Origin of the sequence: Pseudarthrobacter chlorophenolicus A6 (assembly GCF_000022025.1) — a bacterium.
GTDB lineage: Bacteria > Actinomycetota > Actinomycetes > Actinomycetales > Micrococcaceae > Arthrobacter > Arthrobacter chlorophenolicus.
On sequence record NC_011879.1, the window covers coordinates 327,054 to 350,204 of the forward strand.

General features: G+C 65.0%; 17 protein-coding genes. All 17 read left to right on the forward strand.

Annotated elements, in window-relative coordinates:
* Positions 1 to 141 precede the first annotated feature (141 nt).
* The 17 genes from ACHL_RS22095 (at position 142) to ACHL_RS22180 (ending at position 23,117) form a co-directional block, all read left to right on the forward strand.
* Positions 142 to 2,226 carry a nucleotide-binding protein gene (locus ACHL_RS22095; protein WP_012623360.1) on the forward strand — a complete coding sequence of 695 codons (2,085 nt, stop codon included), beginning with the start codon at positions 142 to 144 and terminating at the stop codon, positions 2,224 to 2,226.
* Positions 2,223 to 3,311 carry a hypothetical protein gene (locus tag ACHL_RS22100; protein ID WP_012623361.1) on the forward strand — a complete coding sequence of 363 codons (1,089 nt, stop codon included), beginning with the start codon at positions 2,223 to 2,225 and terminating at the stop codon, positions 3,309 to 3,311. Before ACHL_RS22095 ends, ACHL_RS22100 begins: the two co-directional genes overlap by 4 nt.
* Positions 3,312 to 3,701: 390 nt before the next feature.
* On the forward strand, positions 3,702 to 4,589 hold the full coding sequence (locus ACHL_RS22105) for a helix-turn-helix domain-containing protein (protein WP_012623363.1): 888 nt from the start codon (positions 3,702 to 3,704) through the stop codon (positions 4,587 to 4,589).
* 104 nt (positions 4,590 to 4,693) lie between these two features.
* Positions 4,694 to 7,846 carry a hypothetical protein gene (locus ACHL_RS22110; RefSeq protein WP_012623364.1) on the forward strand — a complete coding sequence of 1,051 codons (3,153 nt, stop codon included), beginning with the start codon at positions 4,694 to 4,696 and terminating at the stop codon, positions 7,844 to 7,846.
* Between the two features lie 688 nt (positions 7,847 to 8,534).
* On the forward strand, positions 8,535 to 10,382 hold the full coding sequence (locus ACHL_RS22115; protein ID WP_012623365.1) for a RecB family exonuclease: 1,848 nt from the start codon (positions 8,535 to 8,537) through the stop codon (positions 10,380 to 10,382).
* 39 nt (positions 10,383 to 10,421) lie between these two features.
* Positions 10,422 to 10,949, forward strand: coding sequence for a hypothetical protein (locus ACHL_RS22120; RefSeq protein WP_012623366.1), 528 nt, complete (start codon positions 10,422 to 10,424; stop codon positions 10,947 to 10,949).
* Between the two features lie 174 nt (positions 10,950 to 11,123).
* A complete protein-coding gene (locus ACHL_RS22125) occupies positions 11,124 to 11,747 on the forward strand; it encodes a hypothetical protein (protein ID WP_012623367.1) in 624 nt (207 codons plus the stop codon).
* A gap of 20 nt (positions 11,748 to 11,767) precedes the next feature.
* Entirely contained in the window at positions 11,768 to 12,832 is a 1,065-nt protein-coding gene (locus ACHL_RS22130; protein WP_139187294.1) for a hypothetical protein, read from the forward strand.
* A gap of 2 nt (positions 12,833 to 12,834) precedes the next feature.
* Entirely contained in the window at positions 12,835 to 15,336 is a 2,502-nt protein-coding gene (locus ACHL_RS22135) for an ATP-binding protein (RefSeq protein WP_012623369.1), read from the forward strand.
* A 477-nt stretch (positions 15,337 to 15,813) separates the two neighbouring features.
* The gene (locus ACHL_RS22145) at positions 15,814 to 16,977 is read left to right on the forward strand and encodes a hypothetical protein (RefSeq protein WP_139187295.1); all 1,164 of its coding nucleotides are present in this window, start codon (positions 15,814 to 15,816) and stop codon (positions 16,975 to 16,977) included.
* Positions 16,974 to 17,417: a hypothetical protein gene (locus tag ACHL_RS22150; RefSeq protein WP_012623372.1), complete on the forward strand. Its 444-nt coding sequence runs from the start codon at positions 16,974 to 16,976 to the stop codon at positions 17,415 to 17,417. Before ACHL_RS22145 ends, ACHL_RS22150 begins: the two co-directional genes overlap by 4 nt.
* Before the next feature lie 128 nt (positions 17,418 to 17,545).
* A complete protein-coding gene (locus ACHL_RS22155; RefSeq protein WP_012623373.1) occupies positions 17,546 to 19,795 on the forward strand; it encodes an ATP-dependent DNA helicase in 2,250 nt (749 codons plus the stop codon).
* An 82-nt stretch (positions 19,796 to 19,877) separates the two neighbouring features.
* Entirely contained in the window at positions 19,878 to 20,195 is a 318-nt protein-coding gene (locus ACHL_RS22160) for a thioredoxin family protein (RefSeq protein ID WP_012623374.1), read from the forward strand.
* An 82-nt stretch (positions 20,196 to 20,277) separates the two neighbouring features.
* A complete protein-coding gene (locus ACHL_RS22165; protein ID WP_012623375.1) occupies positions 20,278 to 20,526 on the forward strand; it encodes a hypothetical protein in 249 nt (82 codons plus the stop codon).
* A gap of 74 nt (positions 20,527 to 20,600) precedes the next feature.
* On the forward strand, positions 20,601 to 21,497 hold the full coding sequence (locus tag ACHL_RS22170) for a helicase associated domain-containing protein (protein WP_139187296.1): 897 nt from the start codon (positions 20,601 to 20,603) through the stop codon (positions 21,495 to 21,497).
* The gene (locus tag ACHL_RS22175) at positions 21,494 to 21,970 is read left to right on the forward strand and encodes a hypothetical protein (RefSeq protein ID WP_139187297.1); all 477 of its coding nucleotides are present in this window, start codon (positions 21,494 to 21,496) and stop codon (positions 21,968 to 21,970) included. Before ACHL_RS22170 ends, ACHL_RS22175 begins: the two co-directional genes overlap by 4 nt.
* Before the next feature lie 22 nt (positions 21,971 to 21,992).
* Positions 21,993 to 23,117, forward strand: coding sequence for a site-specific DNA-methyltransferase (locus tag ACHL_RS22180; protein ID WP_012623378.1), 1,125 nt, complete (start codon positions 21,993 to 21,995; stop codon positions 23,115 to 23,117).
* Positions 23,118 to 23,151: the final 34 nt, after the last annotated feature.

The following is a 23,151-nucleotide window of genomic DNA, read 5'->3' on the forward strand; positions in this document are numbered from 1 at the left end:
CGACCCACCCGCTGTCTAGTTGGCTCATAGTTATATTCCCTGGCTCGGACATTTTGCGCACGATAGTCAAATGTACTGGGAAAAATGAAGCTTCGTCCAACGTGTGCGGCCCGTCGGCAAAGTTAACGCATAGAGCTGTTTGTGAACACATCAGACAGCGCATCAATCACCCGTGGCCGCATCGGGCTGATTGAGCTGCCGGCCCTCGCCGAGACATTGACGCAGTGCGGCTTGCAAGTGGTGACAGGACCCGACTTCCGGGCTGCCGCCACCTCCATCATCGCCGAGTCAAAAACCGCAGGGGCTTTCCCGATCGTGGTTGCAGACGTTCCGGCTCCCGGTCTCCGGGCATGGGTGGGACACCTCCAGACCAAGACTCCGGTCAAGGTCGCCGTCGTGCGCAACACGGAGAACCCCGTTGTGATCGCCGATTCGGTTGCCGAGATCCTCCTGCCGACCACCATCAACACCATCCTGGCTTCCGTGGGGATCGACCCGCTGGAGGGCCCGGCCGGACTGCAGGCCTTCCCGCCCGCAGCAGCTGAGCCGGTGGGCATTGACCTGCCCGATATTGACTTCTTCGAGGAGGAGCCAGGGCAGCCGGCCGCACCCGCGCCGGCCGTGGCAACACCTGCTATCCCTGCTGCCTTCTCGGGTCCCGCCGCAGCCCCGGCCGCCGCGGAGGAGGACCCGTTCGCTGAACCCGCGCCGGCAGCTCAGCCGGCACCCACCCAGGTCTTTGACGACTGGGATGCCCCGGCAGAAGTGGAAGCCCCCGCCCAGGCCGCTGCTCCGGCAGCCCCCGTGGCTGAGGAGTGGGACACCGCATCCGCCGTTCAGACGTATGAACCCGCCGAAGCACCGGTGGCGGCACCGGCTCCTGCGCAGCCTGCCCCTGTCCAGGACGAGTGGGACACCCCCGTCCAGGCGCCTCCCGCTTCCCGCCGTGCGGCCCGCGTCGCGCAGCAGGAACAGGAGTGGACAGGGCCGGCCGCGGCCGCCCCGGCACCGGTCCTCATGGCAGCACCGGTTCAGGTGGTCGCCCCGCAGCCGGTGGATGACTGGGACACCCCGCAGTACCAGGCGCCGGTCGCGGCTCCGGTGATGGCGCCCCCGGCCGAGGAATTCGGCGACTGGGACACCCCTGAGCTGCCGGTTGTCCCCGTCCAGGTCGCACCTCCCCTCCCGGCAGAGAACTACTTCAGCCCTGAGGCTCCCCAGCCCATGCAGTCCTACGTGCCTGCTCCCGCCGGCACCCCGGCCTGGCATGGCGTGCGGTCGCCGGCAGCCCCGGCGGCCCATGACTCCGCCGGAATCTTCGATGACTTCGAGGCGTCCAAGCTCATCGGCACGGGCCGGACCGCGGCCGGTCTGGGCGCGTTCGTCATCAACTTCTCCGGCAAGGGAGGCGTGGGCAAGTCGACCACCTCCCTGCAGCTGGCCTGCGTCGCGGCAGAAGCGGGGCTGCGGGTCGTGCTCATCGACGGCAACTCCGGACAGGGCGACCTGCGCACCTATTTGCGCCTGAACCGCACCAACCTGCCCACCATGTACGACGCGGCAATAGGCAGCATCAAGGACGCCATCCTCACCCCGGCAACCATCAACGCCAACCGCGAAGAGGTCCTGGGCGAGATTAAGTTCGCGTTCATCGGCGCCCCGCCGGATGACATCAACGACCCTTCGGTCGTCACCGATTCGCTCTACCGGGACGTCATCCACTTCGCCCGCCGCAACGCCGACCTGGTGATCATGGATACCCAGATCGTCGAGTCCTCGGACCGGACCGGGGTCGTCAACACGCTGCTGCTGCCGGCACTCGTCCACGACGCCTGGGGCATCGGTGTTGCCGACATGTCCACCGTCGGGGTCAACAACCTGAACAACCGGCTGCGGAAGTTCATCAACGAAGGCGTCCCGACCGACCGGCTCATGGTCATCATCAACCAGGTCCTGACGGCCCAGATGGAGATGGCCAACAAGGCCCCCGGCTACTTCCGCAACCTCGGCACCTTCATGGGCGCCGTGGAAATGGACGAAAACGTCAAGCACGACATGAACGCCGGCCGAATCAACACCGACAACGCCCAGCTCAAAGCCACCATGTCCAAGGCCTTGCTGCGCATTACCGGCAACGAAGTATTCCGCCAGGCAGCGGAGTACAAGCCCGAGCCGGCCAGGAAGCAGGGCATGTTCGCCCGTATGCTCGGAAAGAAGGCAGCATGAGCCTGAACCTCGCTTCCGAAACGGCCGCCGCCCTGATGGCCGATGCTGCGCGTGCAGCCGATGACTCCAACCGCAAACACCCGAGCCTTCAGGTGCTCTGCGCCCGCCTGGAGCGGATCATGCACGGCCACGCTGCCCAGGCACTCCTGACCGCCGGCGACCTGCCCGAACGGGCCGGGGTCGTCACGCTCCCGGCCTGGAGCTGGGATCACCCACTCATCGACGTCGGACGCAAGGACAAGGCACACGGCACCGGGGAGCGCATGCTCATGCCTGTTCGCAACAACTGGGACACCCCGATGGTCGTCCTCGTCGCCGATGAATCCGTCCCGGTCAGCTACAGCACCCGCGGCATGGGCCACGCCACCGCCGGGCAGTCCAAGCTGGTCCGCCGCCCCGGGCTGGCCCCGGTCACCGCCGTGGACAGCATGCCGTCCCTGGCTGAGCCGGTATTCGTCGGCGCCGGGACTACTTCCCGGATCGGCGCGCAGCTCAACAAGCTCGTCGTCGACGGCAAAGCCGCCCACTGGGAGGTCGTACAGGGCCTGGAACCAAAACTGCGGACCGCCGTCTACCAGGCGCACGCCTCCGTCAGCTACGAAATCGGCAACAGCACCGGCGTCGTGGAGCCGATGCTGGACGAACTCGGTCTCGAACAGATCGTCGACACCATGATGTACGGGGAACTTCAGGACGAGGACGAGACAGCGGAGAGGGTCAAGGACAAGCCGTCGGCCATCTTCCGCCTCATTGAGTTGTGCCTCGGCCCGGAATGCTTCCTGCGGGTAGACCCCCTCAAGTACATGACCAAGCACATGCGCCGGGACGCCGAAGCACAGATCCGGCGGAAAATCGGCGACCCCCACATCGGACCCAAGGTCCGCGAGATCGCCCGCCGCCACCCCCGGGCAGAGATCGCCGACATTGTCGCCGCCTACCGGGAGGTGTACCCCAAGGACCGGCTTTCCCTGCCGCGCGCCCGGGCCGCCCTGTCAGTGAGCCCGTCGGCGTCCGCCCGCAGCACCCTGCTCGTCCCGGACAGCTTCAACAGCCAGGCGATTTACGAGGGGAGCCAGGCGGCATGACACCGCCCACGCCGACCCTGGAAACCGCGAACCTCGCACGCCGGACCGCCGCACGTTTCCGGGCCGAATGGCTGATGCTGATCCACGACCGGATGGTCTCTCCGGTAGACGTTTTGACGGAGGCTGCGCGGCCTGAAGCGCGTGCCCTGTTGAAGTTGTCGCTGCGCCAATTGCTGATCGCTCAGCCGGGTTGGGGAAGGACACGGGCAGACACCATTATCGACAAGATTTTGTCAGTCGCAGACGCTAAGATTGAGCGTCGGCAAGTGACCATTGGATGGCTTCTTGATCCGCGTGCCGGCGGCCGCAGATTTGCCGCCTGGCTGGATGCATTTGAGCCCCGTTCCGCACTGGGAGGAGGGGGGTTTCCGTACGCGAGAAGGAGCCCCCATGTCAGTGTCAGTGCTGGAGTCCCCGACGCTGCCCCAAACAGGGGTGGCCATGTCTGAGAACACCCACGACGCCATCCGTTCCATCGCCGGCGCAACCGGCCGTGTCCGCGACAACCTCGTCCACGATTTCATGCGCGCCCGCATGGGCTTGTTCAAGCAGATCGCCTGGGGCCTGTGCCGCCGCTTCGGCCACGCACCGGACCAGCACGTGGAGGACTTCGCCTCCATCGTCTCCATGACGGCCCTGAAGATGCTCACCGAGGAACTCGAGAACGACGAGCTGCTCGAGCGCATCGAGAACTGGGAAGGGATGCTCCGCGTCCAGGCCCGCGCCGCCGTCCGGGATTACATCGACAAGGAAGGCGCGCCCATGGCGGAGATGACCTCCGCGCTGCGGCGCAAGCGCGTCCTCGACGCAACCCGGGACGAGATCCGCAAGGAAATGGGCCGCGAACCCTCCGACCAGGAGATCGTGGACACCCACAACGCCAAGATGTGGGAGAAGCGCTCCAACCCGGTCAAGCAGGGTGTCATCGCGTCCGTGGAGGACCTCCGCGTCAGCCGGGCACAGGATGACATCGCCGACCATGACTACTCCGAGCCGATCGACACGGACTTCGTCCTGCACCCGGTCGAAGGCCCTCGGTTCATCCAGCTGATCGTGGAACGCACGAGCGCCTACAACGAGCGGCTGGGGAAGGCCGCTGAGTTGTGGCTCTCCGGCCTCTACAGCGAGGACCACGAGCCGAGGATCGCCACCGTCGATGAGATCGCCGAGGCCCTGGACGTCAGCCGCTCCACGGCCCGCGCGTACGTCCGCAAGATCAAGGAGTACGCGGTCCTGGTCGCCCAGGATGAGTTCGCGATCACCGAGGACGACGTCTAAGCCGGAACCCAGAAGGGCGGCAGCCATACCCGGCTGCCGCCCTTTTCCAGCTGCCGGCAGCAAAAGTGACACCCGTGCTCCGGTGAACCGCATAGGGGTTCACCATGGAAGAGATCTCAAACCAAACCGATCAGGACACCGGCGTGCAGGCAGACGGGGGCGCGACGCAGCCCTCCGGTCCGGCCGCAGCCGACACCAATGACCTCACCAGCCTCAACGTGCTGGATCCCAACTTCACCGGCCTGCCACCGTGGGAGGCGTCGGACTACGCCTCCAGCATCACCGGCTCCGGTGCCTTCAAGCTGATGGACTCCGGCGTCGCGCCGCTGGTCGCGGCCGCCCGCGGCTACACCCGCATCGACAAGACCAACTACACCGAGATGGCCCGCAAGATGCAGGTGGTCGGCAACTCCGGCCAGGGCAAGCGGTTCAAGCGGACCCTCTCGGCGCCCGGCAAAGACGGCATGGTCATGCCGTGGTACTCCCTGGCCGGCATCATGAAGGCCAAGCGCGAGGGTGAGCGCCCCGTTCCCCACACCTACCAGGTCCGCCCCGAGTTCCCGGAGAACAACGAGGCCGGAAAGCCGCTGAAATACGAGTTCGTTTCCAACGTCGGCACCCCGCTGGACCTGCACCCGGCCATCCCGACCGACTGGATCGACACCACCCCGGTTGTCATGTTCGCCGAAGGGATGCTCAAGGGCGACTCTGCCCTGTCCGCCTACCTGGTCCACAACGGCATCACCTACTCGGAGCTCCGCTCTGAAGGGGTCGAGAACCCGGTCGCGAAGCTGCGCGAGCTCCTCGAACGCATCCCCCACGATGAGCGCGTCCTGATCGTTTCCATCGGCGGCGTCTACAACGCCTCCGGCAACGCGGTGGACTGGCGCGAAATCACCCTGAAGGACCGCATCGGCTGGATCGCGTTCGACGCCGACATTGCGATCAACCCCGCAGTGCACGCCGCCGCGAACAAGCTCTCGACACAGCTGTTCGAGAAGTCCAAGATGGCCGAGGTCCTGTACCTGAACCCTCAGGTCACCACCGGTGATGACGGGTCCACCACCAAGGACGGTGTGGATGACTTCCTGGCCAAGCGGGGCAACTGGGCCGCCCTGATCAACCAGCTCGACGACGTCATGCCTGATGCTCCGGCCAAAAACGCCGAAGACAAGGCCGGCAACTGGCGTGTCGGCAAGACAGGGCAGTTCGTCGAGGAGTGCGTGGCGCTGAACACCGGCGCCGGCGGCACCATCGGTGAATACCGGTGGGAGAAGCGCGTCGAAATCGGCGGCCGCGTCGTGGCCCTGGAAGCCCGCCGCCAGCCCACCGACCAGGAACTGAAGACCGGCATCTTCAACCCGAACGTCAAGTACGAGGACATCGACGACGCCCAGGTCGAAATCGAAGTGTCCTGGCACCTGAACGGCCGCGACTTCACCGCCACCGTCACCGGCCCCGAATCCATCCTGGGCTACCGGCCCGAGGAATGGGACCGGAAGAAAGCCTCCGTGCCCCGCGAACTGCTGCTGCACCCGGAATGGCCCCCGCGCGGAGCCAAGGGCGAATCCTGGCTGTCGGCGATCAAGGCCAACCGGCCCGAGGATGTGGCGTTCAAGACCCGCTGGATGCAGATGGGCTGGGTCCCCGTCCAGGACGGCGACCCGGTATTCCTCATCGGCGACCAGATTGTCGGGGACGTCGAAGCCAACACCTCCGTCCTGCCCGGGATCAGCTCCCGGGAGATCGACGTCATCCAGAAATACGGCGTCGGAGAGAACATCAGCGGCGACTTCGATGACGATGACTTCCGTGCTGAAGCCAGGAAGAACTTCCGGGCCATCATGGACACCTACATCCACTCCAAGGCCTGGACTGACCTGTCCACCGCCACGGTGGTCCTGGCCGGCGCGCTGCGCCCGGTCATCCCGATCCGCCCCAAGGCGACCATCTACGTGTGGGGACCCAAGGGCAAGGGCAAGTCCTGGACTGCCGAGTGCATGATGCACTTCTGGGCCCGGCACCGCGGTGACTGGCACGAAGAGCTGCCGGGTTCGGCCAAGGACACGGCCGCGGCCATGGAGAACGCCGTCGCGCGCACCCCCATCTGGGTGATCGATGACCTGGCACCCTCCGCGGTCCGCCGCCAGGCGGAGCAGGAAGACGCCAAACTGGCCGACATCACCCGCGCCATCTTCAACAACGCCACGAAGCTGCGCATGAACGCTGACATGACGGTGAAGAAGTCCAACAAGCCGATGACCCAGCTGATCATGACCGCCGAGAACGAACTCAGCACCCCCTCGGCGAAGGAACGGCTCATCCCGCTCTACGTCGGCAAGGGCAAGCTGAACCCGGAGAAGGCGCCCACGGACGCCCTGAACGACATTGCCCGGGACAAGGGCACGCCGGCCCGCTTCACGGCCCAGGTCATCAAGTACATCCGCTACGCTGCAGCGACCCACCCGGGCGGCTGGGCCGCGTACGTGACCTCCATGGAGGCTGCCCGCGCCCGCCTGAAGGAACAGATCAGCGGCCTGATGAAGAAGATGGGTGCGGCCTCCGGGTCCCTGGAACGCACCTCGACCCTCGCAGCGGACGTCATGCTGACGTTCTACCTGCTGGAGAACCTGGCCCGTGAACTGGACATGGGTGCCGACTTTGCCAAGCAGTTCCGCGTCAACGCCGAGATGTCCATGTCCGTGATCCAGCTGGTCACCAACGCCCACGCCGAAAACCAGCAGGCCGCCCCCGGCATCTCCCTGGTCAAGGCACTGGCAGCCCTGCTCGCCTCCGGCCACGCCCACGTGATCTCAGGGGACGACCCGGCACGGCCCCCGATCGAAGGCACTGAGCAGAACGAAGCCATGGTCAACAGCCGGCTCGGCTGGGTGGTCGGCGGCGGCGATGGCAGCCTGCGGCCGGCAGGAACGAACATCGGCACCGTCGTTACCGTGATGGACAACAACCGGGAGCCGCAGAAGGTCGTGCTGTTCTCCTCGGAGACGGCCTTCAGCGCCGCGCAGAAGGCATACCCCTCCCTGATCCAGTTCGGGCAGGGGCCGACGGCAGCCTGGTCCAGCGTGTGGGATGAGAACCTGAACCCGCCCTACATCACCCGGATCAAGAACGGCCGCGGAACGCTGCTGGCGCCCTGGCGGAAGGGCAAGATCACCGGCATCCCCATCGCTGTCTCGCGACTGATCGACGGCGGCCTGTCCATCGAAGACCTGCCCGAGGCAAGCAACGAGGACTGACACCTTCCCAAGCAGGACAAAAGCCCCGTCGAATGGCGGGGCTTTTGCTTTGCCCAAGGGCCGATAAGTCTGGCGGTGCGGCATCCGGGAAGTAAATCAATGTCCTTCAGGACCTCGAGGTGAAGAATTGTGGAACCTGTGCAGAGATGGCCCAACAAGCAAAAAGGCCCCCGTTTGGGAGCCATGTGATAACCATCGTCTCTGGAGGCCGGAATATCGTTCCTCAGGTTATCACATGAGTTAAAGCGGACGTCTCTCACCAATTCAATCGCTCGACCGTATCCGGTCGTTCAAACGTTCGGGAACCGACCGCCGGTAGGGTGGCGAAACGGCCCTGCATCCCAACGCTGGTGCGGATTTTGCATCGCCCGGGACCCTCACTCGACCAAAACGACCTGGGAGGGGACACCTATATGGAAGGGGAAGTGTATTAACTAAGAGGAGGGGGCCCTCTAGGAAGAGAGAACAGGGGGCCCCTTATATATATCTCTATTTCTGGTCGTTTAAGTAGAGTAGTAGTAGTAGGGGCCCTATATTCCCCGGTATTCCGCGGATTTTCCCACTCGACCAGGTGGTCGTTTTGTGGTCGTTCGGTGGGAGTGGCCGGCAGGGTCGGAATTTCTTCTGCAACACCCGGTTTCATGTCGAATAGCGACACCCGTGGGCGGGTGTAACGCATAGAAATTCCATGAACCAGACCACCCCGCTGCTCCACGACAAGCTCGCCTGGGACGGTAAGAAGCTCGTCGTTACCGACGACGCCGTGATCAACAAGATCCGGCGCAAGGCGCTTTCCCCGTCCACCTCCAAGTCGATGCAGTCATGCGCCGCGCGCTGGGTGGGGGAGCGGCTGTTGCGCAGCGAGGACGAGGACCCGTTCGCTCCCGCACCGCTGGGGACCAGCGCCCACTCCGTCATGGAGGACATGTACGACGAGGACGTCTACGAACGCCACGAGCGCAGCCTGGCCCTGGCCGAGGCGCTGACCGTCAGGGACGCGGACATCATGTGGCCGGACATCGAGAGCGAACCGGACAGTGTGCGGGCGATGGTCCGGCTCAACCGCCGGCGCTGGATCGAAGAGGTCAAAATCGCTTACGAAGGCATCTTCGTCATCGAGGACCCGAAGACCATCGAGGTCCACTCCCGCGAAATGCAGATCGACGGGCTGACCATCAACGGCGTGCCGACCAACGGCTTCATCGACCGGGTCCGGTACGGGGTCAACAAACGCGGCAAAGAGGGCCTCATTCCGGAGGACTACAAAACCGGGAAGGTAGGCAACACCCGGTTCGGTGACGACCACGGGGACCAGCTGCGCATCTACGCGGCAGCCCTGAAAGAGAAGACCGGGGAAACGCCGGTAGCCGCCACGGTGCTCTACACGAAGTTCGGCAAGGCCCGGGACGTGGACCTGAGCCCGGCCGCCATGTCCAAGACGCTGAAGACCTACGAGCTGTCCTGGAAGCGGCACAACCGGTACATGGAGACCCACGAGTTCCCGACCAAGGTCTCGGCCCTGTGCGGCTGGTGCCCGCTGATCAACGCCTGCCCCGTAGCCAAGGAGGAAGGCAAGAAGGTCTCCGAGAAGGTCGCCGACCAGATGTTCTCCTCCACTGACCTCGGCATCCCTGCCCTGCGTCCCGGTGCCTCAGTCGCCGCCATGGCCTCCACCGAGGACACCATCGTCGAACACCACGGCCAGGACATCACCTTCTTCATGCCGGATCCGTTCAGCTACGGAATCCCCGATGAGCAGCTCGAAGCCGTGGAGAGGGCATCAGAGCTTGCCGCACACATGTATGCCAGCGGGGAGAACCCGATCACATCTCTGGACAAGGACCATGGAATGGCAAAAATCACGGAAGACAAGGTCTGGGTGCCGTACACCGTCGAAGGTGAACTGAACCCGAACTCCTACGCTGCGATGGGTGTCTTCGGCACCGCGGAACTCGCTGTCGAAGCACTCCACCGGGCCGGACTGGCCATCAACGGCTCGAACGTCAAGGCGCTGGCCGCCACGTTCCAGCACATCGTCGCCGAGGCACAGGAAAGCTGGACTGGTTCCACGTCTGCCTCCGACGGTGCCAACTCCCGGATGCGCGGTGCCCTCCGCACTGTTCTGGCCACGTTGCCGATGCCGTTCGGCGAGGACGAAGCCGCCTGGGATGGATGGGTCGTTGCGGCCGTCCGCCGCTGCAAGTCCATCACCGCCGTCGCGCTGGCGCTGTTCGCCGACGAGCGTCCCGAAACCCCGTGGACCGCCCTGGCCGGTGTCGCCGCGGAAGCTGCTCCCGCCGCGTCTGCCCCGGCACCGAAGGAGGCAGCCAAGGCTGCCCTCAAGGCACCTGTGAAGGCAGAACCGGCTGCTGATGAAGCCGCTGCCGACACCGCGGAAGCCGCCGTCGAAGCTCCCGCACCGGCATCCGAGCCCAAGCGCGTCATCCGCAAGGCCGCGTCCAAGCCCGCACCCGCGGACGACCTCGACTTCGTGCCGGACGACTTCGCCGCCGACGCAGACGTCTTCGTCGGCTAACCCACCACCCTCCGCCCTAAACCACGAAAGCAGGACACCATGCCCCTGGACACCAAAGAACGCAATGACATCATCCTCGGCGCCGTCTCCATGACCGGCCCGATTGCCGAAGGCCAGACCCGGAGCGAATGGGATTCGCAGCTGAAGGAGAACGCCAAGTCGCTCGCCCTGATGCTGAACGACAACTCCGACGTCGCCCGCACCATCAACATGCTCTCCGAATGCAAGAACTTCGTCGGCACCATCCTGGGTGTCCAGAAGGAAGCCTCCTCGACGCGTGGTTTCGTGGCCATCAAGACGACCGAGTCGAAGTTCGCCCCGGACGGCATCGAGACTGTCCGCACCGAGCGCACCGATTCTTCCGCCGAGGTCAAGGCGTTCGCCTCCCGCCTGCGCACCGAACTCACCGGCCACCGCGTGCTCATGTGGGTCGAGATGCAGGAGATCAAGAACAGCGCCGGCCAGAAGGTCCGCATCCTCCAGCACGTCCAGGACCTGGGTCCGGACCCCGACTTCGACCCCGAAGAGGGCAAGCGCATCACCATCGAAAAGATGACCAAGAAGTAGCGCCCGTACTCTTCCACAGCCCCAAAGCCCTTGTCTCCGGAAACGGCGGCAGGGGCTTTGTGGCGGGACGGCCGCCGCCGGATTGTCTACGCATGTTCCTCATTGACCGCATCTGTACCCGCGGGACCGGCATTCCGATGCTCGGGGCCGCACGCAAGAAGGAGCACGAACACCGTGACCACCACGCCTTACGAGACCGACCGCTACCAGCCGTCCGGCTACTCGGACTCCGATGAGAGCTACCTGAACCCTGGTGCGGCCATCGACGCCGAGCTCAGCGGCGAGCAGGAAGCCGACGAGCTGGACACCATCGACACCGTCGACGAGGACGACAGTACAGACGAAGGCGGCGCCGGCTCCAAGGCCAAGGCTTCCACCAAGCCGTCCCGTGGCCTGTTCCGCCGCGTCGCCGCGAAGACCATCGAAGTCCAGGGCGCATCGGACACTGTCCGGGCCCTCGCCGCAGCCCAGGTGGGCGGTTCCGAGGATGTCGTGGAACTGGTCGCCTCGATCATGTCAGCCGGCCGCAGCTCCACGTCGCCGCTGACCGACATCGAGACGATCCAGGCTGCCATCAGGGACGAGCCCTGGTCTGTGGGTATCACCGCCACCGCGCTGGGCCGGGCCCGGCTCAAGAGCATCTGGACCCTCCTGCACACCCTCGGCGCCGTCGGAACCCCCGCCCCGCCGGCGTCCGACGCCAAGGCAGGCCTCGCAGTCGCGAAGGCTGTCAACGGGCTCTCCGAAGACAACCAGCTGGAGCTCGTCGCTTCCGCTGAGCTGCTCAAGCGCTCCTAACCACTTTTCTACGAAGGACGATGATGGCCCGCAACGCCAAACGCAACAACCAGACGGACGACTTCTGGGCCCATGAGGCCGAGGAGCTGCCCCGCGCCGACGTTGGAATGGTGACCACCTACGCCAAACGGCAAAAGTTCTTCAAGGCCTGGGTCATTACCAGCCTCGTGCTGCTTCCGATCGCGTTGCTGGCCATCATCTCCTTCATGCCGAAGTTCCTCGAAAAGCCCTACGTCGCACCGCCTGTGAACAACCAGCTGGACTCGCCGACGAAGCCTGTCGCCATGCAGACCGTCAAGGACTGGCTGGCCAAGGCCCCCTCTCCGCTGCCCGGTGGCCAGATCCTCTCCTGGGACGGGGTGCAGATCCAAGCCGAGCCAAAGTCAGAGACTGACCCGAACACCAACCAGGTCAAAGAAACCCAGGGTCTGCAGCTGCACACCATGACGCTGGTCAGCCCCTCCGGGTCGTTCTTCACCACGCAGGTCCAGGTCGGCTACTCGCCGGTCCGCGGTGCCAAGGTCATTGGTGAGCCGACCCTGATCCCGCGCGCCCCCGACGACAAGCAGACCTGGCCGAACCTGAAAGCGTGGCCGAACCTGGTCAACGTCTCCAAGACCGAAGGCATCGAGCAGGCCGTCAACGCCTGGGCCAAAGCCTTCACCTCAGGGGACCCCGACGCGCTCCGGCTCAACGTCGGCGACACCGGCGCCAACCGCTCCTACATCCCACTCGTCCAGGTCACCGCCTCCGATGTCCGGGTCGGCGACGTCGCCTCACAGAAGCCGGCCAAGGACGCACCCTCCGATAAGAAGCCCTCCCAGGTCGTCGCACAGGTTTCCTTCGCCGTTTCCTGGCAGAGCAGCCCGATCGGCCGCGGCGAAACCCCGTCCCGCGTCACCTACGACGTCCTCATTGAACAGGCCGACACCCCGTCCCCAAAGGTCGTGGCCTGGGGCGGCGCCGGCACCGGCGAGTCGCTGACTCCGTTCATGAACGCCGTTGAAGGCCGCAAAATCACCGTCGGCGGCATCGAGAAGGCTGTCCCCACCGAGAACGCCGCAGCAGCAGCTGCAGGAAAGTAGACATGGCACGTAACTCCAAAGCCCCCGCGGCACAGCCCCTGACGGACGTCTCCGTCCCGACCATGATGCGCACGCTGCTCCCGGGCGGCAGGATGCTCGGCGTGGACGGGTCCCTGTGGCTGGCGAGGAAGGTTCCGCTGGAACCGGTCGTGGACGCCAGATCCCTGGACGAGCGGATCAACGTGTTCACGCCGCTGATGGCCGCCTACGACGAGCTGGCAGCCATGTCCCACCCCTCCTCAAACCGACGGGCCCTGGCCCGCAAGGATTACCGCCAGACCAAGCTTCTGATGGTGAACCTCAAGAAGCTGTACAACCCGGAATCAGGGCACCCGATCGCGGGTTTCCTGAAGGAGTCCTTCCCGCAGCAGACCACCGAGAAGCGTCTGCTGATCCTGGCCGTGAAGCTCTCCGGAAAACTGGGCGGCAACGGCGGCCTCCGCCAGGCCATCGACTCCTTCACAGAAACGCTGGTTGTCGGCGGCACACCGCTGTCGGACTACGACACCGACCTGGAAAGGGTCGACGCTGCCCTGGCCCGCTGCGGCTTCTCCGTCCCCAGTTCAAAGGAGATCTCCCTGGCGAACTCCTGGTGGAACCAGGGCCACTTCCCCGACACGGTGGACCTTCCCCACTCGGACCACCTGCACATCTTCGCGGACGCAAAAGCGGTCCGCATGGCCGACGCCGCCGGCAGGGAGGACTGCCACAGCTGGCCTGTCATCCCCAACCACCGCACACTCACCATGGCGACGCTGGAAGGCTTCGACTTCGATTTCGTCTCACCCACCAGCACCGAAGCCCACTGGGCCACCGGGCTGATCGAGGACGACGCGGTCGCGGTCTCCATCAGCGCCCAGATTGAGCCGGCAAAGGTTACCCGCGCCGAGCTGCGCCGCCAGCGCAAGCGCTACCTGGACGACATCAACGAGCGTCTGAAGCAGAACAAGATGGAACTCTCCGAGCAGGAGGAAATGGTCCGGACCCTGGAATCCGTCGAGGAGGTCTACGCTTCCCGGGATGGGTCCCCGACCCTGGTTGACGCCTCAGTGCTGATTGCCTTCGACGGGGAAGTGGAAGACATCACCCAGGCAGGCGGCGGTTCGGCCGCCAACCTGCGGGTCATGAACTTCCGCCAGCGGCAGGCATTGGCTGAGATGATGCTCTGCTCGCACATCAGGGCCAACCCCAACCTGCACGACATGCCTACCCAGAACGTCGCCGCCTCCGGCATCCAGTCCCTCTCCACGGTAGGGGACAAGACCGGGGCGCTGATCGGGTTCACCGAACGTGACCGGCAGCCGGCGTACGTGTCCCCGACGGCGGCGTCCACCGCGGACGGTCTTCCGCTGATGCTCGTCGCCGGTGGTACCGGCTCGGGCAAAACCCAGGCACTGCTCTGGCTGGCGACCCAGATGAACCAGATCCCCGGGCCCAAGTCCCCCCGTTCCCCGCAGGTGATCGTGGACCCCAAGATGGATTCAGACCACTCACCGACTGTTCTGGCCGCCGGCGGGCAGGTCATCTCCCTGGATGACCTTCAGCACGCGGACGGCGTCTTTGACCCGATCCGCTTCGCCCGCAGCCCCGAGGTGGGTGTCGACATGGCCGCGTCCATGCTCGGTTCCATCAACCCGTGGGGTGACAAGAAGGGCGAGTATGAAGTCGCTATCTTCGTAGCCCTGCGTTACGGGGTTGCGAACGGGGCCAAGTGTGTCGGCCAGGCGCTCCAGATCGCCCTGGCTCACGGCAAGGCACCGCACGACATGGTCAAGCAGGTTCTGGAACTGGCCGAAGCTTCCCCCATGTTCCGGGCCTGCGTGGGAATGAATCCCGAGTCTCAGGCCCTGAATATCTTCGACGGCATTACCCTGATCAAGGTCGGCAACTCCCACCTGGACCTGCCCGAGCCCGGAGCCATCGAAGGCGCACCGCTTATGCAGCGCGTCTGCCTGGCACTGGTCCGCATGATGGTATTCGGGTCGGCCATGGCCCTGACTGGCCGCGGCGGCGTCATCCACCTGGACGAGGCATGGGTATTCCTTGGCGCAGGCAAGGCGGAGGTCGAGCGCCTCGGCCGCCTTGCCCGTTCCCAGGGCGTGCTCCCCGTGCTGTACACGCAGCGGGTGTCCGATGCCCTCAAGGCTGAGCTGACGGGCTACATCTCACGTGGGTTCATCCTGCCGATCGAGGACAGGGACGAGTCCGAAGCGGCCTGCCGCCTCTTCAACCTCGAGCCCACACAGCAGCGTCTGGCCAGGATCCGGGCCAAGGCCATCGTCGGTGAAGGCGAATCTCAGGCCCCGAACCGGAATTCGATGCGGGCCCTGCGCGACCCGAACACCAACAGGGTAATCCGCGGCGCCATCGGCATCTACGCGGACCTGACAGGCCGGGCCGTCCCGGTCGAGGTCGTCTTGCCGCCGAACTTCCTGACCATGGCCTCCACCAACCCGGAGGACATCCGGCGCCGGCAGGAAGCAGCTCAGGCAGTCCTCGTCTAAGCCAGACACATCGCCCCGGCATCCGAACCAGGATTCCGGGGCGTTGTGCTGCTAATTTGAATCCCATGGACTCGGTCTTCCTGGAAGTCACCGACGACCTCTACCCGGGTCTGCGGTCGCGATGGATCCCCGCGTCCCAGATTTTGTCTTTGGGTGTCGGCAGCTACCAGGATGGGTGGGTTGTCAGGGTGGACGTAGCGGACAAGAGCCTTCCAGCATCTTCTCTCCTGAACACCGAGGCAGAGGCTAACGCAGCCCGACTTCACTTGGCCGAGCTCCTTCAGGGAACCGGCACGAGCTCGATTAGGGTCGTCCGCTGGCAAGGGTCAGACTTTGCCGGAGTGTGGCAGTAAGACTGCTTTGAAGACTCGTCGCATCTGAGCATTTGGGCCTGATTTCCGGCCGTTCTCATTAAGTGATGGACGTTACACGCCGATCTTGATGACGTTTGTCAGATCAGCCGCACACATAGTTTTCGTGCAACTGACTTCCCTCTCCACTGACTCCGAATGCCACGACATCCTGCAGCGTCACGCTGACGGTTTGATCGATGGCACCGAGGCCCGACGGCTCATCGCCGAGTCCCTCCACCGCTCCGGCATCGCCTCTGCCGTCGCCCGCGAAAAGACCGTCATCGGCGTGCAGCTGATGCAGGACCTGGCGACCGAGATGGAAGAGCTACTCTTCCAGAAGGTGATGCAGACCGAGCCCGGCGGGTTCGACCTGGACCTGGGTCTGGAGGCTTCGGCGACCGGTTGGGCACGACAGTTGCTGCGCGCCGGCCGGCTCTCGATGATCCGCAACATCCAGACCCGCACGACGTCGAAGATGACCCTCGTGGACCCGTCACCGATGCGTCAGTGGCAGGAAAGCGGATGGGTCGCCGGCCCGTACACCGCCTTCCACACCGCCACGACCAGTGACCGGATCGACCCGCAGAACCTGAGCCAGACTATGGAAGACGCCGCCGACTGGCTGCGCTCCAAAACCCGGCACCTGCGCGACAGCTCCAAACTCGCCGCCCAGGCAGCCACCATCATGCACGCCTACGGGGTCCCGGCCCTGGTCCGCCCCCGCATCCAGGAACGCAAGCGCCTCAAAGCAATGATCGACGCGGAACCGGGCCTGGCCCACCGCTCCATCGCTGCGATGCGAGCCCTCATCGAAGGCGAACCGTACGAGGTCATCGACTCCGGGCTCATGGCCCTCTGGGACGACTACAGCTTCGAGCAGATCGACAACATCACCCGTGCAGCCCCCCGCGTCGCCGGGGTCCTGGTCGACTCCGTCCTGGCCGACCGCGCCCGCCCCTCCCGAACTGTACTGCGCTCCTTCCGCGCCTCCGTCAGGGCAATGGGCAAGGGCCGCGGCTGGGCACGCCTCGCCGAGGAGGTCTGCGAAGCGTTCATCGCGCTGGAGTTCGAAGCGTACTCATCTTTTGACACGACAGGGGCCGACTACCGCGAAGAACGGGTCGCCGGCCGCCGCATTGCCTGCCTGAAGGCCCCCGACGTCTTCGCCCGCGCCCTGGCCTTCAAGGGACAGCGGCTCGGACTGAACGAGGCTGACCTGTATGACCAGCTGGACCGGCTGATCCGGTCCCTGACCGACCTGGAAGTCAAGGTGCCCGAAGCCGCATGAACATCTCCGAGAAGATCAAATCCCGTTTCTCCCGTAAGGGGCTCATCGCCCCGGCCCGCTGGACCGGCTTCACGGCGTTCAGCATCGCCCACATCATCACTGTGGCCCTGGCGCTCAATCTCCTGCCCCTGGACATCATCTGGTGGGCGGTACCCCTCCTGATTGTCCTGCCGGGCATCATCAGCATGACCCTGCTGCCTGGCGGCTGGAAGCGCTGGTACCGCTGGGCCGCACTCCTTGGCCTGGTCCTGATGGTGCTCGAATCGTCCTCCAACCCGTTCGTCGTCATCCTCTTTGGCGAAACTTGGATGCTGCACCGCGCCTGGATCACCGAGCGCACCATCCCGGTCAGGAACCTGTTCCGCCGCGGCAAGGCACAGGAGCCCGTCTCCGCTCCCGCCCCGAAGCCCAAGGGCTCCCGCCGCCCCAAGACCGCGTAAGGCCCGCACACCCTTACGCTGCCCCGCCGGTTCACAACCGGCACGGACCCGTCCACCGCCCCAAGGGGTGGGCGGGTCCCACCATCTCCGAAGACGCCCGCCACCGGGCAGGAAGCATAGAGGCTGCCATGATGCAGAAGACCCTCACCGAAACCGTTCGCCTCAGCACTGGAATCCCGACCGCCGATGCCCGGCCCGGCCAGGTCGCCCTCCTGGACGACATTGAAGCCGCAATCCGCGCCACCGGACACGTCTGTGGTGTGGCACCGACTGGCGTTGGGAAGAGCTTTTCGCTGCTCGCTCCGGCTATGGTGGCCGCCGCCAAGTACGACCAGCGGACCATCATCAGCACCGAATCCCTGGCCCTGCTGAGCCAGATCCTGCTCAAGGATGCACCCGTCGCCGCCGCGGCCTGCGAGAAGGTCACCGGCACCCGGCCCAAGGTCGCCGTCCTGAAAGGCTTCTCCAACTACGTCTGCAGCCAGTCCGCCCGTGACGCTGCCGAACAGCTCACCGACACCGTCGGCCAGCGCCCGTCCCTGCCCTCGCTCCGGTCCAAGCTCAAGCGACTGGCCAACCAGAAGAACGTATTCCTGGACGGCCGCCCGTTTGACGCTGCAAATGGCGTGCCCCTGCTGCTGTGGGCTCTGTCCCTCGCCGCGGACCAGGCCGGAGACAAACAGTCCTACGAGGGCGTCACCACCCCTGAACTGTGGGACGCCGTTTCTGTCGGCCCCTCCGAATGCATCGGCGACACCTGCCCCATCTTTGACCTGTGCAAGCCACGCGCCGCACGGGCGAAGGCCGCAGAGGCCGACATCGTGGTGACCAACCACTCCATGCTGGCTGTCCAGGCCGCCAAGGGCGTCCCGGTCATCATCGGCAACAAGACCCTCGGCGAATTCCACATCATCATGATCGATGAGGCCCACGCCCTGCCGGCCAACGTTCGCTCCGCAGGCGCCAGCGAAGTCTCGGCCGCGGCTGTCATGTCCCTGACCAAGTCCGTGTCCCGGACCCTGGACGAATCGGACCCTGCCGTCGGCCGGCTCATCAAGGAGGGCAACGCCCTGGCCATCGAGCTGGAGGACGAGCTCGCCGAGATGGCCAAGTACACGAAACCCGGCGAAGTGTGCAAAATCAAGGAGACAGCTGACCCGGTTGAGACCACAGGGGACATGATGATCGGTTGGGCCCGCAGCGTCAAAAACGCCCTCGACGGGGTGTCCAAGTCAAAGAACATCCAATCGAAACTCAAGGCCAAGAGGCTGGCCGGCCGTCTCGATGCCTTCATCGGGGCTGTCGGCCAGGTCAAGCTGCACCGGATCGGCACCGCCCGCTGGATCGAGCAGAAGACGCCGCCGGCCAACGCCAAGGTCCAGACGCCCTACTGGTGTGCCAACGCCTCCCCGGTGAACATCTCCGGGCTGCTGCAGGCCAATCTGTGGACCGCCCCGGTGATGGTGGACGAGGAAGACGAAATGGTTCAGGCCATGAAGGAAGCCGGCGAGCCGATCGAGGAGGAGACCGAGACCTACCCGATGACGGTCATCGCCGTCTCCGCGACCCTGCCGTCCCGGTTCGGCTACCAGGTCGGCCTGACCGCCGAGAATGTCGCCTATCCGTCCCCGTTCGACAAGGCCTACGATGACTCGCTGCTGTACATCCCAAAGCTGACCCCTGAGGAGATCCCGGAAATGTTCCCGGGCTGGCGGCCGGGCACCAAGGGAAAGTTCAACGGGGCCCTGCACCAGGCCTGGGCGACGAAGAAGAACGTCGAGCTTGTGGAGGCCAACATGGGATCGGCCCTGATCCTGTCCGCGAACTCTACCGCCGGCAAGGCGTATGCGGCGGCGCTGCGCCGCGCCGCGAAGGGCCGCTGGAACGTCTACTCCCAGTGGGACGGACTTTCCACCCAGCAGCTCACCAACCTGTGGCGGGACGACGTGAAATCCGTGCTGGTCGGCACCAAGTCGTTCATGACCGGCGTGGATGCCAAGGGACGCACCTGCTCACTGGTAACCATCGACCGGATCCCGCGCGCAGCCGGCAACCCGGTGGACGACGCCCGCGTCGAAGCGATCATGGACGCCCTGCAGATCGGCAAATGGGCCGCGGATACCTACGTGTACGTCTCCGACGCCGCACTGCTCCTCGAGCAGGCCCTCGGCCGGCTGATCCGGTCCGTGTCCGACTTCGGGATGGCAGCCATCCTGGATCCGCGGATGCTCAAGACCGGTCCGGTGTCCTACCCGGAACCGACCCGGAAGGTCTACAAGGACGCCGCGGGAAGGTTCAGCAAGGTCACCACGAGCCAGTCCGCCGCTGAGGAATACCTTCACAAGATCAGCGCCCAGGCCTTCGCCCTCGCATCCTGACACTTTTCAGATTTGCCGTACACAGATTCGTTACCGGCACACCCAACCGAGCAAGAACCACCAGCCCCGAAAGGCAGACACTATGTCCCCCGTCATCACCTCCATCGCACCAAAGTCCGTCGTTGTCTTTGGCAAGGAAAAAGGATGCGTCCAGTGCAACGCCATGGACCGCGCTATCGCCAAGACCGACATCAAGGTCACCAAGGTGGACGGCACCACGGACGAGAACCGCGAGTACTGCATGAGCCTCGGGCACACCCAGGCACCCACCGTCGTGGTCTACCAGGACGGTGTCGTCATCGACTCCTGGTCAGGATTCAACCCGGGCAAGATCGACGAGCTCAAGAACGACCCGCTGGTTGAGCGCACAGCCCCGGTCCGCGAACTGATCGCAGCCTGACCACATTGCCCTGAAGCCCGCCGTCCACCCAGACGGCGGGCTTCTGCGTTACCTGCACTACGCCTGTATTTGAGAGGAACCCATGCGCAACCCCGTTGGAACTCCCACCGCCGCCAGGCTCCTGGGCCTGCGACAGAATGACGCTGCACGGAACAGCCGCCCGCTGCCGTCAGCAGGGGCCACCCACTTCTGGAATCCGTCCCGGGGCGGCGGATCGGTCATCGTCGGAGCCGACGGAACATTCCTCTTCAGGGGCTCTTCAGCCACTTGGGACCGGCACCTCGAGGACTATGTCGCAGGATGCCGCACAGAGCCCGGGGACAACGTGTGATCCCTGTCTCAAGATCTGCCAAAGATTGCGGCCAGGGCCTGCCATGACACCGGATTCTACGCATGTTTTCGGATGTGAACATACTGACGATTCCCGGCGCAGCGGCACCCGCGTCGGCCCTTTCCACAGACGCCAGCGCCGCCGCTGACCCGTGGACCGCCAAGGCAGCCACCGTCGCCGACTTCGTTGCCCGGTCCGGCCGTCTACCCGTCGCCGGTCCCGACCTGGTGGAGGACGAACTGGCAGGCTGGCTCGCTGTCCAACGCAGAGCAGCCCAGCAGAACCGGATCACGGACGAGCACCGCCGCTACCTCGACTCGAACATCCCGGGATGGCGCCAGACCAGGCAGGAACGCTGGGACTCCCAACTGGCCTTGCTGGCGGAAGCCTCAGCCAACAACACCCCTGTCCGCGGCCAGTTGAAGGTATGGCTGAAATCCCAGCGCAGGGCTGCGGTGGCAGGCAACCTGGCCGTCGAACGAAAATCCGCTCTGGACGCCAGGGCCCCCGGATGGGACCGGCCAGCGGCCGACGCTGAAACTCTTTGGCTGGGCCGGGCTGAGGATCTCGCGAATTACGTCGACTTCGCGGGCCGGCTTCCCTCCAGCGCCGGGGGCACCGCAGAATCTGCCGGGCTGTACCGGTGGATGAACTACCAACGGAGCCTGGCCAAGGCCGGGAAAATCACGACGAAACGGCGCAAGTGGCTCGACAAGAATGTCCCGGGCTGGTTGCCCGCGCCGGACGGCCGCGAAGTGCAGTGGTCCGCCCACGCGACAGCCCTCCAGACATTCCTGACGTCAACGGGCCGGTGGCCACGGGTGGCAGTTTCCGCCGAGCGCACCCTCGCCCGGTGGCTGGGCACGCAGCGGGCCGCTGCCAGGGCTGGACGGCTTACCGCCGCCCGACGGGAGAAGCTCGACACCGTTGCCGTGGGCTGGCTGCCGGCCGGGCGGGGACCGGTGGCATGATGCTTGACGAGAAGAAGACCATCGAGAGTGTCGCCAGGTTCTTCGCAGAGCACGGACGCTGGCCCTCAGCCGCTTCCTCCTCCAGCTACGAAAGCGCCGCAGGCATCTGGCTGAACCTGCAGCGGGTCGCGGACACCGCAGGCACCATTGACCCGTTCCGTGCGTCCTTCCTGGACCAGCATCTGCCCGGCTGGAGGGCGTGTTCGGAAGACATCTGGCAGGAACGGGCCCGGGACGCGTCGGACTTCATCCTCGCCCACGGCCGGCTCCCGGCGTTCAACGCCGAAGCAAAGGGCGAGCAGCTCATCGCCATCTGGCTGGCCAATCAGCGCGCCCTGAAGCAGGGGGACCAGCTTCCCTTCGCCCGGCTCACCTGGCTCGACGCGCACTGTCCTGGCTGGCTCGGAGAACTGCCGGCGAAGACAATCCGGGTCACCAGGCCCGTGTTTGGGCTTAAACGGCACCCGTCGTAAAAGTGGCCGCATAGAGGCTGTCATGAACCTACTTCTCTGCGACCTGGCAGAACGCGCACTGGCCGACTCACAGCTCCACGGCACCGTCAAGATGGCCTACCTGGACCCGCCTTACAACACCGGACGGAAGTTCAACCAGTACAGCGATTCGTCGCCCCTGAAAGACTGGCTGGCCATGCTGGAGCGCACTCTCACCGGCGTCCGGGACACCCTCACCGAGGACGGCAGCATCTTCGTCCACCTCGATGACCAGTACATCCACCGCGTCCGCTGCATCATGGACGACGTCTTCGGTGACCGCAACTACGTCGGGACGATGATCTGGGAGAAGAAGAACCGCGGGTCCTTCCTGCACGCACACCTGGCCGACGTCACCGACCACATCCTCATCTACGCCAAAGACAAGTCCAAGATGGCGCCGCTGGTCCACTCCTCCACCGAGGTAGGCAAGAGGATCCCCATCCACAACAAGGGCAACAAGCCGTCCGTGCTCGAATTCCCCGCCGGCTGCATGACGTTCAACTTCCCGGACCAGACCATCGCGGCTGGCCCGATGAACACTCCAACCATCGTCTCGGATCTGCTTGACGACCTGATCGTGGAGAACGGCACCAACAAGAACTCCTTCCGGATGACGGGCCCGTTCCGCTACGGCCAGGAAGCCATCAATAAGATGGCCGAAACGCCGGGTGCCTTCATCTGCCCGCGTCAGATGCTTCGCCCGTCCTACCTCTCCCAGGAATCCAAGGGCAAGGTCCTGACCAATCTGCAGTCCTTCCGCGTCAACGGTTCGCCGACCAATGAGGATGCACGCGCCGAGTCCGAAGCGATCTTCGGCACGGAGATGGGCTCGGCGTTCGACACACCGAAGCCTGAGGCTCTCCTGGAGCGTCTCATTGCCGCCGCCACCGAACCCGGCGACACTGTCCTGGACTGCTTCGCTGGCTCCGGCACTACCCTCGCTGTCGCCCAGAAACTGGGACGGAACTGGATCGGAGTCGAACTGAACGCGGAAACGATCGCCGACTACATCGCCCCGCGGATCGACGGCATTCTCTCCGGGACCGACCCCCTTCCCCTGTCCGGCTACACCTCGTCTAGAGCGGGCTACGCCATCGAGATCAGCGCAGCCGAGGTGGCCGCATGAGAAGTGGGAGCCTTACACGGCGTGCGGTAACAGT

What these genes read in the sequence shown, in the direction of transcription:
- ACHL_RS22165 (WP_012623375.1), top strand. Translation starts at nt 20,278, where the DNA reads ATGCGCAACCCCGTTGGAACTCCCACCGCCGCCAGGCTCCTGGGCCTG.
- ACHL_RS22120 (WP_012623366.1), top strand. Translation starts at nt 10,422, where the DNA reads ATGCCCCTGGACACCAAAGAACGCAATGACATCATCCTCGGCGCCGTC.
- ACHL_RS22110 (WP_012623364.1), top strand. Translation starts at nt 4,694, where the DNA reads ATGGAAGAGATCTCAAACCAAACCGATCAGGACACCGGCGTGCAGGCA.
- ACHL_RS22155 (WP_012623373.1), top strand. Translation starts at nt 17,546, where the DNA reads ATGATGCAGAAGACCCTCACCGAAACCGTTCGCCTCAGCACTGGAATC.
- ACHL_RS22180 (WP_012623378.1), top strand. Translation starts at nt 21,993, where the DNA reads ATGAACCTACTTCTCTGCGACCTGGCAGAACGCGCACTGGCCGACTCA.
- ACHL_RS22175 (WP_139187297.1), top strand. Translation starts at nt 21,494, where the DNA reads ATGATGCTTGACGAGAAGAAGACCATCGAGAGTGTCGCCAGGTTCTTC.
- ACHL_RS22100 (WP_012623361.1), top strand. Translation starts at nt 2,223, where the DNA reads ATGAGCCTGAACCTCGCTTCCGAAACGGCCGCCGCCCTGATGGCCGAT.
- ACHL_RS22135 (WP_012623369.1), top strand. Translation starts at nt 12,835, where the DNA reads ATGGCACGTAACTCCAAAGCCCCCGCGGCACAGCCCCTGACGGACGTC.
- ACHL_RS22150 (WP_012623372.1), top strand. Translation starts at nt 16,974, where the DNA reads ATGAACATCTCCGAGAAGATCAAATCCCGTTTCTCCCGTAAGGGGCTC.
- ACHL_RS22130 (WP_139187294.1), top strand. Translation starts at nt 11,768, where the DNA reads ATGATGGCCCGCAACGCCAAACGCAACAACCAGACGGACGACTTCTGG.
- ACHL_RS22115 (WP_012623365.1), top strand. Translation starts at nt 8,535, where the DNA reads ATGAACCAGACCACCCCGCTGCTCCACGACAAGCTCGCCTGGGACGGT.
- ACHL_RS22105 (WP_012623363.1), top strand. Translation starts at nt 3,702, where the DNA reads ATGTCAGTGTCAGTGCTGGAGTCCCCGACGCTGCCCCAAACAGGGGTG.
- ACHL_RS22160 (WP_012623374.1), top strand. Translation starts at nt 19,878, where the DNA reads ATGTCCCCCGTCATCACCTCCATCGCACCAAAGTCCGTCGTTGTCTTT.